This is a genomic window from Arthrobacter sp. YAF34 (assembly GCF_052113245.1).
GTDB lineage: Bacteria > Actinomycetota > Actinomycetes > Actinomycetales > Micrococcaceae > Arthrobacter.
Genome location: NZ_JBFRCV010000001.1, coordinates 417,074 through 431,073 on the forward strand (window position 1 = coordinate 417,074; position 14,000 = coordinate 431,073).

Annotated in this window: 10 protein-coding genes; all 10 read right to left on the minus strand. The window is 67.8% G+C overall.

Annotated features, from left to right (window positions below):
* Positions 1 to 1,020 carry a gluconeogenesis factor YvcK family protein gene (locus tag AB4Y72_RS01990; protein WP_441424495.1) on the minus strand — a complete coding sequence of 340 codons (1,020 nt, stop codon included), beginning with the start codon at positions 1,018 to 1,020 and terminating at the stop codon, positions 1 to 3.
* Positions 1,020 to 1,943 (minus strand): RNase adapter RapZ, encoded by a 924-nt coding sequence (rapZ, locus tag AB4Y72_RS01995; protein WP_441424496.1) that lies wholly within the window; start codon positions 1,941 to 1,943, stop codon positions 1,020 to 1,022. Before rapZ ends, AB4Y72_RS01990 begins: the two co-directional genes overlap by 1 nt.
* Positions 1,944 to 2,063: 120 nt before the next feature.
* A complete protein-coding gene (gene uvrC / locus AB4Y72_RS02000) occupies positions 2,064 to 4,073 on the minus strand; it encodes an excinuclease ABC subunit UvrC (RefSeq protein ID WP_441424497.1) in 2,010 nt (669 codons plus the stop codon).
* An 88-nt stretch (positions 4,074 to 4,161) separates the two neighbouring features.
* Positions 4,162 to 4,830, minus strand: coding sequence for a lysophospholipid acyltransferase family protein (locus AB4Y72_RS02005; protein ID WP_441424498.1), 669 nt, complete (start codon positions 4,828 to 4,830; stop codon positions 4,162 to 4,164).
* Positions 4,817 to 5,611, minus strand: coding sequence for an HAD hydrolase-like protein (locus AB4Y72_RS02010; RefSeq protein ID WP_441424499.1), 795 nt, complete (start codon positions 5,609 to 5,611; stop codon positions 4,817 to 4,819). The genes AB4Y72_RS02005 and AB4Y72_RS02010 overlap by 14 nt, the downstream gene beginning before the upstream one ends.
* A gap of 177 nt (positions 5,612 to 5,788) precedes the next feature.
* A complete protein-coding gene (gene uvrA / locus AB4Y72_RS02015) occupies positions 5,789 to 8,737 on the minus strand; it encodes an excinuclease ABC subunit UvrA (protein WP_441424500.1) in 2,949 nt (982 codons plus the stop codon).
* Positions 8,738 to 8,804: 67 nt separating this feature from the next.
* Complete coding sequence (locus AB4Y72_RS02020) at positions 8,805 to 9,197, minus strand: GntR family transcriptional regulator (RefSeq protein ID WP_441424501.1); 393 nt, start codon at positions 9,195 to 9,197, stop codon at positions 8,805 to 8,807.
* A complete protein-coding gene (locus AB4Y72_RS02025) occupies positions 9,194 to 11,116 on the minus strand; it encodes an ABC transporter ATP-binding protein (RefSeq protein WP_441424579.1) in 1,923 nt (640 codons plus the stop codon). The genes AB4Y72_RS02020 and AB4Y72_RS02025 overlap by 4 nt, the downstream gene beginning before the upstream one ends.
* 110 nt (positions 11,117 to 11,226) lie before the next feature.
* Positions 11,227 to 13,005, minus strand: coding sequence for an ABC transporter ATP-binding protein (locus tag AB4Y72_RS02030; protein ID WP_441424580.1), 1,779 nt, complete (start codon positions 13,003 to 13,005; stop codon positions 11,227 to 11,229).
* Positions 13,006 to 13,137: 132 nt separating this feature from the next.
* Entirely contained in the window at positions 13,138 to 13,917 is a 780-nt protein-coding gene (locus tag AB4Y72_RS02035; protein WP_441424502.1) for a trans-aconitate 2-methyltransferase, read from the minus strand.
* Positions 13,918 to 14,000: the final 83 nt, after the last annotated feature.

Genomic DNA, 14,000 nt, shown 5'->3' on the forward strand with positions numbered 1-14,000 from the left:
CTAACTGTTCCCGAAAATATCGTGGTACGCCGTCGCCAGCCGCAACGGATCATGGACCGGACGGCGACCAGACGCCCCCACTTTACCCAAGACCACCTCGGCACCGAGCATTCCGGCCGCCTGCTCGAAGTCGGCCACGTCCTGAACCGATGCCGGATCGGCCAGGACGACGTCGATCGTGAAGTCCGGCGCGTACTCGCGCAGCGCCCGAAGGTGGTCCGCGGCGGTCATGCCGGCGGTCTCCTTGGTGTCCGTGGCGAGGTTCATGGTCAGGCAGCGGCGGGCCGCCGTGTTGCACAGGGCCTCGCGCATTTCCGGCAGCAGCAGGTGTGGCAGGACGGACGTGTACCAGGAACCCGGCCCCAGGATCACCCAGTCGGCCAGCTCGATCGCGGTCAGCGCCTCGATGCACCCGGGCGCGTTCTCGGGCAACAGCCGGACCCGCTCGAGGGACCCCGCCACGGCGCACTTGGCCTGGCCGGTCAGGGTCTGCAGGGCCGTGGTGCCGTCCGGGGCCGTGACCCGGACCTGGCCTTCAATGGTGAGCGGGACGCTGGACATCGGCAGGACCTCGCCGCGCGCGCCGAGCAGGGCGCCGGCCCACTTGAGCCCGGCGACCGTGTCGCCCAGGAGTTCCCAAAGGGTGACGATCAGGAGGTTGCCCATGGCGTGTTCGTCGAGGGATCCGCCGCGGCCCTTGCCTGGGGCGAAGCGGTGCTGCATGACGTCGCGCCAGGTCCGGCCCCAGTCGGTGTCGTCGCAGAGCGCGGACAGGGCCATGCGGAGATCGCCGGGCGGCAGGACACCGTATTCCTCACGGAGCCGGCCGGAGGAACCGCCGTCGTCCGCGACCGTGACGATCGCGGTGAGCTCGGAGGTGAGCAGGCGCAGCGCGGACAGCGAGGCGGACAGGCCGTGGCCGCCGCCGAGCGCCACGACGGACGGGCCCTTGTCCTGCTGGCTGGCGAAGGCCGCGCTGGCGGGCGGGACGAGGGGCAGTGGCCCGGTCAGCAGTGCCATTACTCGCGGCCCAGGTCCCGGTGCGTGGTCGTGACGGTCACGCGCGGGTATTGCGCCAGCCGCCGTGACAGTTCGACCGCAACGGCCACGGAGCGGTGCTTGCCGCCGGTGCAGCCCACGGCGATGGTGGCGTAGTGCTTGTTCTCGCGCCGGTAGCCGTCCAGGACCGGTTCGAGGGCCAGGACGTAGCGTTCCACGAAGTCGCTGACGCCTTGGGCCTCCAGCACGTAATCGCTGACGTCCTTGTCCAGGCCGGTGTGCGGGCGCAGCTGCGGCACCCAGTGCGGGTTCGGGATGAAGCGGGCGTCCGCCACGAAGTTGGCATCGACCGGCAGCCCGTACTTGAAGCCGAAGCTCATGACATTCAGCCGCAGCGCCACCGGCCCCGTCTCGCTGAAGAGTTCCGTGATGGCCGTGGCGAGGCCATGGACGTTGAGGGCGGACGTGTCCAGGACGATGTCCGCGGTGTCCTTCAATTCACGGACCAGCTCCCGTTCGGCGGCAATGCCGTCCAGGATCCGGCCGCCGCCCTGGAGCGGGTGGGGCCTGCGGCCCTGCTCGAAGCGGCGGACCAGGACGTCGTCGTTGGCGTCGAGGAACAACACGCGGAACGTGAGGCCGGTCGCCTCCAGGGCGCGGAGCGCCGCGCGCATGTCGGCGAAGAGTTCCTTGCTCCGGACGTCCATCACGACGGCGAGCTTGGACATGGAGTGCGGTGTCCGCGAGACCAGTTCCGCGAGCGTGCCCAGCATCTGCGGCGGGAGGTTCTCCACGACGTACCAGCCATGGTCCTCAAGGGCGTCCGAGGCGGTGCTCCGGCCCGCTCCGGACATGCCGGTCACTACGAGCAGTTCCGCCTCGACGGGTTTGACGGGTGTCATGCCGTCCGTATCCGTCCCGGATCCTGCCGTCGACTCTGCCATCAGTGAAGTCCCATCTTTGCCTGTGCGATCTGCTGCTGTGCTGAAGGTATGCCCGGGCCGCAGTGATGCCGCCCGGGCCGTTACCCAAGTCTTTACCCTAGCTAAGTTTCGCGGTGCTAGCTAAGCGTCAAGGATTTCACCCGTGGTCATGTTGACGGCCGGAACCGCGGCGGCTGCCTCGCCGGCGTCGCCCGTGAAGTGCCGGACGATTGCGGCGGCCAGCGCAGGGCCGATCCCCTTGGCGCCGGTGAGCTCATCCTGTGTCGCGGCTTTGATGCCCTTGACGGACCCGAACTCGGCCAGGAGGGCTTTGCGTTTTGACTCCCCCAGCCCGGGGACACCGTCCAGCGCGGACGCCGTCATGGCCTTGCCGCGCTTTTGCCGGTGGAAGGTGATGGCAAAGCGGTGCGCCTCGTCGCGGATCCGCTGCAGCAGGTACAGGCCGGCGGAGGCGCGCGGCAGGATCACCGGGAAATCGCTGTCCGGCAGCCACACCTCTTCGAGCCGTTTGGCCAGGCCGACGACGTACACGTCCTTGATGCCGAGCTCCGCCAGTGCCCGGGCCGCGGCGTTGACCTGCGGTTTTCCGCCGTCGACGACGACGAGGTTGGGCGGGTAGGCGAACTTGCTGCGCGGCGCCGGCGTGGTCGAGTCGGCGACCGCCGCCGCCGTTGCCGCATCCAGGGACGCCTGGTGCGCCGGTTTGGCTGCGGCTGCGGCCTGCTCGCTTTGCTCGTCGAGATAGTGCCGGAACCGGCGGGTCAGGACATCGTGCATGGCAGCGGTGTCGTCGTTGGCCGCGGCTCCGGTCACGCCGAACTTGCGGTAGTCGGACTTCTTGGGCAGGCCGTCCTCCACCACCACCATGGAGCCGACCACGTTAGTGCCCTGGACATGCGAGATGTCGAAGCATTCGATCCGGAGCAGCGCGACCGGGAGCTCGAGGGCCTCTTGGAGTTCCTGGAGGGCCTGGGAGCGCATGGTGAGGTCCCCGGCACGCCGGGACTTGTGGAGTTTGAGGGCGTGCTCGGCGTTCTCACGGACGGTGGACATGAGCGCGGCCTTCTCTCCGCGCTGGGGAACCCGGACATCCACCCGGGCCCCGCGCAGCCCGCTGAGCCATTGCGTGAGTTCCGCTGCGTTGCTGGGTTCGGTCGGTACCAGGACTTCCCGGGGCAGCCTGCCCTGCAGTCCGGCTTCCTCGCCATAGACCTGCTGCAGGAGGTGTTCGACGAGTTCCGGGGTGGTGGAGTCCTCAACCTTTTCCACCACCCAGCCGCGCTGGCCGCGGATCCGGCCGCCGCGGACGTGGAAGACCTGGACGGCGGCCTCAAGTTCGTCTTCGTGCAGGGCGAAGACGTCCGCGTCGGTGCCCTCGGCGAGGACCACGGCGTTGCGTTCGAAGACCTTCTTCAGCGCCACGATGTCGTCCCGGAGCCGTGCCGCGCGTTCGTAGTCGAGCTCGGCGACCGCGGCGGCCATTTCCCGTTCCAGCCGGTTGACGAACGGCTTGGCCTCGCCGCCCATGAAGGTGCAGAAGTCCTCGGCAAGGGCGCGGTGGTCCTCGGCGGAGATGCGTCCGACGCAGGGGGCGGAGCATTTGTCGATGTAGCCCAGCAGGCAGGGCCGGCCGCTGGCTTCGGCGCGTTTGAGCACGCCCGCGCTGCAGCTCCGCACCGGGAAGACCCGCAGCAGGGTGTCCATGGTGTCCCGGATCGCGCCGGCGGTGTACGGGCCGAAATACCGGGTTCCCTTGCGCCGGTCACCGCGCATGACTTGGACGCGCGGGTACTTCTCGCCCATCGTCACGGCCAGGTACGGGTAGGTCTTGTCGTCGCGGAACATCACGTTGAACCGCGGCGTGAATTCCTTGATCCAGGTGTATTCCAGCTGCAGGGACTCGAGCTCGCTGCCCACCACGGTCCATTCGACACTGCTGGCCGTGTGTACCATCGCGTAGGTCTTCGGCAGGAGCCCGGCCGGGTTGGCGAAGTAGGAGTTCAGCCGCGACCGCAGGTTCTTGGCCTTGCCGACGTAAATAACCCGGCCGTGCGGGTCGCGGAAGCGGTACACGCCCGGATTGGTCGGAATTTCACCCGTCTGGGGTCGGTAACTCGCTGGATCTGCCACGGTACAAGTCTACTGAGCCCCGGCTGGTGCCGTGGCACCTGCCCGGCGCGGCCCGGCCTGCCGGGCCGCGCCGGTCGGCCGGGCGGGACTATTCGACCGACTTGCTCTGGTTGTAGCTCGTGGAGCGTTCCTGGCCGCTGAGTTCCGCGATTGCGTCCATGATGCGGTCCGTGACCTGGCGGCGTGCCGGCAGGGAGTGGTCCGGCCCGGTCTTCTCGAAATAGAGCGGCGCGCCGACCTTCATGGTGAAGTGCTGTGGCTTGACGGATTTGCTGTCCGCCGGCTGCAGGTGTTCCGTACCGATCAGGCCTACCGGGATCACCGGCGCGCCCGTGGTGAGGGCCAGCCAGCCCACGCCGGTGCGGCCGCGGTAGAGCACACCGTCGCGCGAGCGCGTGCCTTCGGGGTAGATACCGATGCCACGGCCGGCGTCGAGGATTTCCAGCAGCGTCTTCAGGGCCTGGACGCTGGCCGCCTGCTCGCCGCGCTCGACCGGAATGGACCCCACGGCTTCGAAGAAGGACTTCATGACCTTGCCCTTGACACCGCCGGTGGTGAAGTACTCGGCCTTCGCAAAGAACGCGACGGGCCGCGGCATGAGGGCCTGGACGATCACGCTGTCCAGGAACGAAAGGTGGTTCGGGGCGACAATGAACGGCCCGTCCTTGGGCACGTTTTCCAGGCCGATCACCGTGGGACGGCACGTGGAAGATATGAGCCGGCGCGTGGTCCAACGGATGACGTCAAACATTTCCATCGGTGTGCACCTCCTTCAGGGCTGTGGTCCCCGGGCGTTCGGAGAGTCTGGCGATTGTCGCGTGAAGCGCCGCGGCGGTGTGCACGATCTCGACGGCCCCGGCCGCCTGCAGTTCGCCGTCGGGCGCAAAGCCCCAGCCTACGCCGATGCAGTCCAGTCCGTTCGCAGCGGCCCCGGCCACGTCCTGAGCCCGGTCCCCCACCATCACGGCCGGGCGGGGCGCCTCGGCGGAGCCCGCGGCCAGGTCCGAGAGCGCGGCCGCGACGATGCCGGCCTTACCTTCGGGGACAGAGCCTCCGGGGGCCGAATCTTCTGGGACAGAGCCTCCGGGGAAAGAGCCCGTTTGCGGGCCGCCGGCGGCCTCGTCTGCGGCGGAGCCGCGGATGCTGTGGAAGAGTCCGGCGATGCCGTGATGGGCCAGCACGGTGCGGGCCAGTCCCTCCGGTTTCTGGGTGGCGACGGCGATGGGGCGCCCGGCGGCCATCAGGTCCTCGAGGAGGCCGCGGATGCCGGGGTAGAGCCGGCCCTGCGCTATGCCCGTGGAAACGTAGTGCGCGCGATAGATCCGGATAGCGTCCGCCAGTAGGGCCTCGGGAACGCCGGCGATGTCCGTGAGGGAGTGGCTCAGCTTGGGGCCGATCATGGCGTCCATCCGGGACTTGTCCGCGACCGGCAGGCCGAGTTCGGTGAGGGCAGCCGCGATTCCGCCCGTTATCCCCCCGGCCGGATCGACAAGAGTGCCGTCCAGGTCGAAGATCACAGGCACTGTTGTATGCGTCACCGGCTTAGTTTCTCACGAGTGCGCGGATGCCAGAAATTCGCATGCGCCTTCGGGAATACATTAGGCAATGCGTCGGGAATACTTCAGGCGAACGTCAGAGGAACACCATGCGTCGTGGGAGGGGGCGCGTTTCAATTGCACCCGTCCCCTCCCGCCAGCTCCTCCAGGAGCCGGGCCTCAGGCCAGGAGATCGGCGAGGAACGCCGCAGTATGGCTTTCAGTGGATTTGGCCACCTGTTCCGGGGTTCCCGAGGCGACCACCCGCCCGCCGCCCGAACCGCCGTCCGGGCCAAGGTCCACGATCCAGTCCGCGCTCTTGATGACATCGAGGTTGTGCTCGATGGTGATCACCGTGTTGCCCTTCTCCACGAGCCCCTGCAGCACCATGAGGAGCTTGCGGATGTCCTCGAAGTGCAGGCCCGTGGTGGGTTCGTCCAGAACGTAGACGCTCCGCCCGTTGGAACGCTTCTGCAGCTCGGCCGCGAGCTTGACGCGCTGCGCCTCGCCGCCCGAAAGCGTGGTGGCCGGCTGGCCCAGCCGGACGTAGCCGAGACCGACGTCCACCAGCGTGGTGAGATGCCGCGCGATCGGCGAGAAGGCCGCGAAGAACTCGGCCCCCTCCTCGATGGGCATGTTCAACACGTCCGCGATGGTCTTGCCCTTGTAGTGGACCTCCAGGGTTTCCCGGTTGTACCGGGCCCCGTGGCAGACCTCGCAGGGGACGTAGACATCCGGCAGGAAGTTCATCTCAATCTTCAGGGTGCCATCGCCGGAGCAGGCCTCGCAGCGGCCGCCCTTGACGTTGAAGGAGAACCGGCCCGGCAGGTAGCCGCGGACCTTGGCCTCGGTGGTTTCGGCGAAGAGCTTGCGGATGTGGTCGAAGACGCCTGTGTAGGTGGCCGGGTTGGACCTCGGGGTGCGCCCGATGGGGCTCTGGTCGACGTGCACCACCTTGTCCAGGTGTTCGAGGCCCTGGACCGACTTGTGCCGGCCGGCTACCTGCTTCGCGCCGTTGAGCTTGTTGGCGAGCACTTTGTAGAGGATCTCATTGACCAGTGTGGACTTGCCGGAGCCGCTGACTCCGGTGACGGCGGTGAAGAGGCCCAGCGGGAAGCTGGCATCGACGTTGAGGAGGTTGTTCTCCTTCGCGCCCACCACCTTGAGTTCGCGCTTCTTGTCGTATTTGCGCCGCTTCTTCGGGATCTCGATTTTCTTGCGGCCCGCGAGGTAGTCGCCGGTGAGCGACTCGGTGTTGTCCAGCAGCGCCTGGTAGGAACCGGAGTGGACCACCATGCCGCCGTGCTCGCCGGCGCCGGGTCCGATGTCCACCACCCAGTCGGCCTCCTGGATGGTGTCCTCGTCATGCTCGACGACAATCAGCGTGTTGCCGAGGTCACGGAGCCGGGTGAGGGTTTCGATCAGGCGGCGGTTGTCGCGCTGGTGCAGGCCGATGGAGGGTTCGTCCAGGACGTAGAGCACGCCCACCAGGCCGGAACCGATCTGGGTGGCCAGCCGGATCCGCTGGGCCTCCCCGCCGGACAGGGTCCCGGAGGGACGTTCGAGGTTCAGGTACTCGAGCCCGACGTCGAGGAGGAACGTCAGCCGGGCCTGGATTTCCTTGAGGACCTGGTTCGCGATCTGGGCTTCGCGGCCGGTGAGGACGAGGTTGTCCAGGAAGTGCGCGCATTCGCGCATGGGCAGTGCCGCGACCTCGGCGATGTTCTTGCCGTTGATCAGCACCGAAAGGGACGCAGGGTTCAGCCGGGCACCGTTGCAGGCCGGGCACGGGACCTGGCGCATGTATTCCTCGTAGCGGTCGCGCGCCGAGTCCGAATCGGTCTCGCCGTGCTTGCGGTGGACGTACTGCACGACGCCCTCAAAGCCGGTGCTGTACTTGCGTTCCCGGCCGAAGCGGTTGCGGTACTGCACCACCACCTTGTGGTCCTTGCCGTGCAGCACCGTTTGCCGGACGTCGGCGCCGAGCTTCTCCCACGCGGTGGTCATGGAGAAGCCGAGCTCCTTGGCGAGGCCGCCCAGGAGCCGGTTCCAGTACTCCGTGGTGGCGGTGCCCAGCGACCACGGCGCAATGGCCCCCTCGGAGAGGGAGAGTTCCGGGTTCGGGATGATGAGTTCCTCGTCGACTTCGAGCTTGGTGCCGATGCCGCTGCAGGCGCTGCAGGCGCCGAAGGGGTTGTTGAAGGAGAAGGAACGCGGCTCGATCTCGTCGATGGCGAGCGGGTGTTCGTTGGGGCAGGCGAGGTGTTCGGAGAACGCCCTGATCCGCTCGGGGTCATCTGCTTCGAGGTCGACGAATTCGGCGAGGACCCGGCCCTCGGCCAGTCCGAGGGCGGTTTCGACGGAGTCGGTCAGGCGCTGGCTGATGCCTTCCTTGACCACAAGACGGTCCACCACCACTTCGATGGTGTGTTTGAACTGCTTTCCCAGCTTCGGCGGATCGCTCAGCTGGACGAGCTCGCCGTCCACACGGGCCCGCGAGTAGCCTTTGGCGGTGAGTTCCTTGAACAGGTCAACGAATTCGCCCTTGCGGCCGCGGACCACGGGTGCCAGGACCTGGAAGCGGGTGCCGTCCGGGAGCTCAAGCAGCTGGTCCACAATCTGCTGCGGGGTCTGCTTCGCCACGGGTTCCCCGCAGACGGGGCAGTGCGGCCGGCCCACGCGGGCCCAGAGCAGGCGCATGTAGTCGTAAATCTCGGTGATGGTGCCCACCGTGGACCGCGGGTTCTTGCTCGTTGACTTCTGGTCGATCGACACCGCCGGTGACAGGCCTTCGATGAAGTCGACGTCGGGTTTATCCACCTGGCCGAGGAACTGCCGGGCGTAGGCGGAGAGCGATTCGACGTAGCGGCGCTGGCCCTCGGCGAAGATGGTGTCGAACGCAAGGGAGGACTTACCGGAGCCGGACAGGCCGGTGAACACGATCATGGCATCGCGCGGCAGGTCGAGGTCGACGTTGCGCAGGTTGTGCTCGCGCGCGCCCTTGACCACCAGGCGGGTCATGTCCGGGCGTTTTAGCTCGGGGCGGGACGGGACGGCATCCCGGACTGCCGGCGGTTCGACGACGGACTGGACTTCAACGGCTGGATCTTCAGCTACAGCTTTAGGCACGAATCTAATGCTAATCGAAAACTTCTTCGAAGAACTATTCCGGGCGCCGCGGGCACCGCAGGATGTGCTAGTGGCGGTCGTAGGCGGCGGCCAGCAGCTGCACGGCCTCGGCGAAGCTCGCGCCCTGGGCCTTAGCGGCCGCCGCGAACTCGGCGGCGGCGGTTGAGAGTGAGCTCCAGGCGGCGTCGCGGGCGCAGACGACGGTGCCGTTCCGGCCCCGTGTCACCACCACGCCGGCGGCCTCAAGTTCCTTGTAGGCGCGCGCCACGGTGTGCGGTGCCACGCCGAGTTCGCCGGCAAGGCTCCGCACGGCCGGCAGCCTGGTACCCGGCGCCAGCGAGCCGTTGTCGGCGCGTTCGATCACGTGCAGCCGGAGCTGTTCGAAGAGGGGCACGGAGCTGGCCGGATTGGTCCGCCAGGCGCCGGGGAACCGCTCCCCCGCGGTGTCGGCGGTGCTCACAGTTCCGGCTCACGGACGGCCGTGACTTGTTCGCGGCCGGCGAACTGTGCCTCGTACAAATCCGTGTAGAGCCCGCTCCTGGCCATCAGCTGCTGATGGGTCCCGTGTTCAACGATCCGTCCGTGGTCCATGACAAGAATTAGATCAGCGTCCCGGACCGTGGACAAACGGTGCGCGATCACGAAGCTCGTGTGACCTCGCCGCAGCCGCTCCATGGCGTGGCGGATCTGCACCTCGGTCCGGCTGTCAACGGAACTCGTCGCCTCGTCCAGCACCAGGATGCTCCGCCCGGCGAGCTGGGCCCGCGCGATCGAGACGAGCTGGCGCTGCCCCCGGCTCAGCGAGTCGCCGTCGTTGCCCAGCATGGTGGCGTAGCCGCCCGGCAGGGACCGGACAAAGTGGTCCACGTGGCTGGCCCTGGCCGCCTCGACGATCTCGGCGTCGGTGGCCCCGGGCCGGCCGTACTCGATGTTCTCCCTGATGCTGCCGGTAAACAGCCACGCATCCTGCATGACGGTGCCGAAGGTGGAGCGCAGCTCGTCCCGCGGGATTTCGGCGATGTCAGTTGAGTCCACCAAAATCCGGCCGGAGTCGAGCTCGTAGAAGCGCATCAGGAGGTTCACCACGGTGGTCTTGCCCGCCCCGGTGTGTCCCACGATTGCCACGGTCTGGCCCGGCTCCACCGTGAAGGAGAGGTCCTTCACCACGGGCGTGCCGGGGCTGTAGCTGAAGCTGACGTGCTCGAAGGTGACACTGCCCGCCACCGTGTCCGGGTTGTACGGGACACGGCCGGCGTGCCCGCCGGCGGCTGTACGCTCGTTAGACGATTTCCCCTGGACCGGTGACTTGCGCCGGACATGAATCCTTCCCGGAGCGCCGGGGCCGCGATGCTTGCCGGCGCCGTTGGCTGAACCTCCCTGCACGGGACTATTCTGCACGGCATTGACCACCTGTGCCGCATTGACCGGCGGCGCACTATCCTGCACGGCACTGTCCGGAGGGATTTCCGGGGCGTCGAGCAGCTCAAACACCCGCTCAGCGGAGGCCAGGCAGGACTGCAGGAGGGTCAGCATTCCGCCGATCTGGCCCACCGGCTGACTGAAGAGGCGCGAGAACTGGATGAAGGCCTGGATGCCGCCGATCGTCATGGCGCCGGCGGTAACCTGCAGGGCCCCCACAACAGCCACGGCCACGTAGTTGAGGTTGGCGACAAAGACCAGCAGCGGCTGGACGATGCCGGACAGGTACTGCGCGCGGGCGCTGGAACGCGTCAGCTTGTCGTTGCAGTCGCGGAAGCTCGACGCCGACGCCTCCTGCCGGCCGAAGGCTTTGACCACCTCATGCCCGGTGAAGAGTTCCTCAAGCTGCGCGTGCATGGCGCCTGTGCTGGTCCACTGCTGCGTGAAGTGCGCCTGGGAATGCCGGGCCACCATGACCGTGATGACCGTGGACAGCGGCACAGAGAGGACCGCGATCAAGGCCAGCAGGGGCGAGAGCCACAACATCATGGCGAGGGCGGCGGTGAGCATCAGGACGGACATGATGAGCTGGTTCAGGAGCTGGTTGAGGGCCTGGGAGATGTTGTCGACGTCGTTCGTGGCGCGGCTGAGCACCTCGCCGCGGCGCTGCTCCTCGAAGTGGCTCGACGGCAGGAGATGGAGTTTTTTCTCCACGGAGCCGCGGAGCCCGTAGCTCACCCGCTGCACCGCGGTGGCCGTCAGGGCGCCCTGGATCCAGCTGAACAGCGACGCCCCAACGTACATGGCGGACACCGCGAGCAGCCGTCCGGCCAGCGCCTGCTCGTCGAGGGAACCGCCGGTGAAGCCGGCGACGACGACGTCGGTGGCGTCACCCAGGACTTTGGGGGCCGCCACGTTGAGCGTGACGAAGGCACACGTCGCCGCGATGACACCGGCCATCCGCCATTTCAACGGCCGCAGCAGTCCGAGGAGCCGGGCGGCGGCCCGCCACTTGCTGCGTTTCGCCTCCGCGGCAGCGGCCCCGGCGGTCCCGGCAGCCCCGGCGCGGCTCACGGGGTCTCCTCCAGCACAAGCTGCGACGCGGCAATTTCCCGGTAGCTCGGCGAGGACTCCATGAGTTCACTGTGCGTGCCCTGCGCAACCAGGCGGCCGTCCTCCATGACGAGGATCAGCCCGGCATCCAGGATGGTTGCCACCCGTTCGGCCACGATCAGCACGGTCGCCGAACGCAGCAGCGGCTCGATCGCCGCACGGAGCCTGACATCCGTTCCATAGTCCAGGGCCGAGAAACTGTCATCGAAGAGGTAGACGGGGGCGTTTTTGAGCAGTGCCCGCGCAATGCACAGGCGCTGGCGTTCGCCGCCGGAAAAGTTGGTGCCGCCCTGGCTCACGGGCGCTCCGAGGCCGAGGGGCAGGGCACGGACAAAGTCGCCGGCCTGGGCGGTCCCGAGCGCCTGCCACAGGTCCTGGTCGCTGGCCTGTGCCGCGCCAAGCCGGAGGTTTTCCGCGACCGTGCCGGAAAACAGGTAGGACTGTTGCGGGACTATGCCGATGAGGCCGCGCAGGAGGTCCAGTGGCATGGCCCGCACGTCGCGTCCGCCGATGCTGATCTGGCCGACGGTCGCATCGAGGAACCTGGGCAGCAGGTTCAGGAGGGTCGTCTTGCCGCTGCCGGTCGCTCCAATGATGGCCGTCGTCGTCCCGGGGGCGGCGGTGAACGAGACGCCGTCGAGCACGGGCGCTTCCGCGCCGGGATACGCGAAGCCCACGTTGCGGAACTCGACGGCATTCCCGGAGCGTGCGGTGCCGCGGGGCACTGCCGTGGCTGCGTTCCCGGCGCCGGGCGGGGAGGTGGCGGTGCCTTCCCCGGCGGGGGCGGCCGGGTCCGCGATGGCCGGCACCGTGTCCAGCACCTCGCGGATCCGTTCCGCGCAGGCAGCCGCCCGCGGCGCGGTCATAAACACGTACATGGCCATCATGATGGCTATCAGGATCTGCAGGATGTAGGCGATGAACGCGGTGAGGGCGCCGATGCGCATTTCGCCTGCGTCGATCCGGTGGCCGCCGAACCAGACGACGCACACGGAGGAGAGGTTGACCACCAGCATGATCATCGGCATCATCCCTGCTACCAGCAGGGCGGACTGCAGGTTGTTCCGCGTGAGGTCCTTGTTGGCCGCGTCGAAGCGGCGCTCTTCGTGTTCTTGACGGACGAAGCCGCGGATGACGTTCGCGCCGATGATTTGCTCGCGCAGCACCCTGCTGATCCGGTCAAGGAGCCCCTGGCCTACGCGGTAGAGGGGTATCAGGCGGCGCACGATCACGGTCATGATCACGGTGAGGATCGGGATGACCGCGACCACGATCCAGGACAGTGCTGCGTCCTGGTGCACGGCCAGCGCGATCCCGCCAATGAAGATGGCGGGGGCGGCGATCAGCATGGTGAAGATCAGGACCGCGAGGTTTTGGATCTGGGCGACGTCGTTGGTGGCCCGGGTGACGAGGCTGGGGGCACCGAAGGTGCCGACTTCCTGCGAGGAAAAAGACTGGACCTTGGCGAAAAGCTCCCCGCGCAGCTGGCCGCCCAGCTCCATGGCGACGACGGCGCCCAGGTAACCGGCGGCGATGGCCGTCGCCACCTGAACGGCTGCGATCCCGGCCATCCAGCCGCCGAGATAGAGGATCTCCCCCGTGTCGCCGGCGACGATGCCGTCGTCGATGATCGCGGCGTTCAAGGTGGGCAGGAGCAGGGTAGCCGTGGTCTGCACGAGCTGGAGCACAACGATTGCCAGCACGCTCCCCTTGTGCGCGGACAGCAGCCGCGCCATCAGGCCTGTAAGCACCGAACCTCCATCGCTAGCCAGGGCCCGGATTTGGATGCAGCCTACGGCTGCCCCCATGCCGCCACGTCATTGTAAACCCCAATCCGGAGTGCTCCGTGTCACGCGCAGACACGCTGCTCAGCCGCCCTTTTGGGCCACCGCGAACGTGCGCCGGAACGGGAAGACCGTCCCGTGCCGGCCCGCGGGATACGCCTCGTCCAGCAGCGCCGAGTACTCGGCCTCGAACTCCCGCGCCGCGTCTTCCGGCAGTGCGGCCAGGACCGGTCTGAGCCCGGTGCCGAGGACCCACTCCAGAACGGGGTGGGCACCGGGGAGCAGTTGCAGGTAGGTAGTCTCCCAGGCGTCGGCGACGCAACCGGCGTCGAGCATGATCTGCAGGTACTCCGCAGCATCCCCGACGACGTCGTCGTGGCGCAGGACCCCGGCGAGCCGCCCGGCCCAGGCCGGCGACTCCGCCAGCTCCCGCATGAGGGTGTGGGAGGGGGCGTTGAAGTTCCCCGGCACCTGGAGCGCGAACCACGCGCCCGGCTTGAGGGCGTCAAGCCACGCCGGCAACAGCTGGCGGTGCTCCGGAACCCATTGCAGGGCGGCGTTGGTGACCACCACATCCGCGTCTCCGGAGGGCAGCCAGTGCCGGATATCGGCCAGCTCGTAGGAGAGGTTGGCCGCCGCGGCCGCATGGTCCTTTGACGCGACCAGCATCTCCGGCGACGAGTCCAGGCCCACCACCTGCGCCCCCGGCCAGCGGTCCGCCAGGGTTGCAGTCAGGTTCCCGGGGCCACAGCCGAGGTCCACGACGTGCCGCGGGGCTTCGGCACGAACGCGACCGGTCAGGTCAAAGAAGGGCCTGTCCCGGTAATCCCCAAACTGCACATATTTTTCGGGATCCCACTTCACGGCTACCTCCAGTACGCGGCACTGTTGTCCTCTTCGAAGCCTAGCCCCGCGTCTCTTTCCCAGCCAAGGAGTCAGCCAAGGAA

Bases quoted from the DNA above. Each gene is read 5' to 3' on its own strand.
- AB4Y72_RS01990 (WP_441424495.1), bottom strand. From the start codon at position 1,020: ATGGCACTGCTGACCGGGCCACTGCCCCTCGTCCCGCCCGCCAGCGCG.
- AB4Y72_RS02025 (WP_441424579.1), bottom strand. From the start codon at position 11,116: ATGGCCGGTGTCATCGCGGCGACGTGTGCCTTCGTCACGCTCAACGTG.
- AB4Y72_RS02005 (WP_441424498.1), bottom strand. From the start codon at position 4,830: ATGGAAATGTTTGACGTCATCCGTTGGACCACGCGCCGGCTCATATCT.
- rapZ (WP_441424496.1), bottom strand. From the start codon at position 1,943: ATGGCAGAGTCGACGGCAGGATCCGGGACGGATACGGACGGCATGACA.
- AB4Y72_RS02030 (WP_441424580.1), bottom strand. From the start codon at position 13,005: ATGGCGCGGCTGCTGTCCGCGCACAAGGGGAGCGTGCTGGCAATCGTT.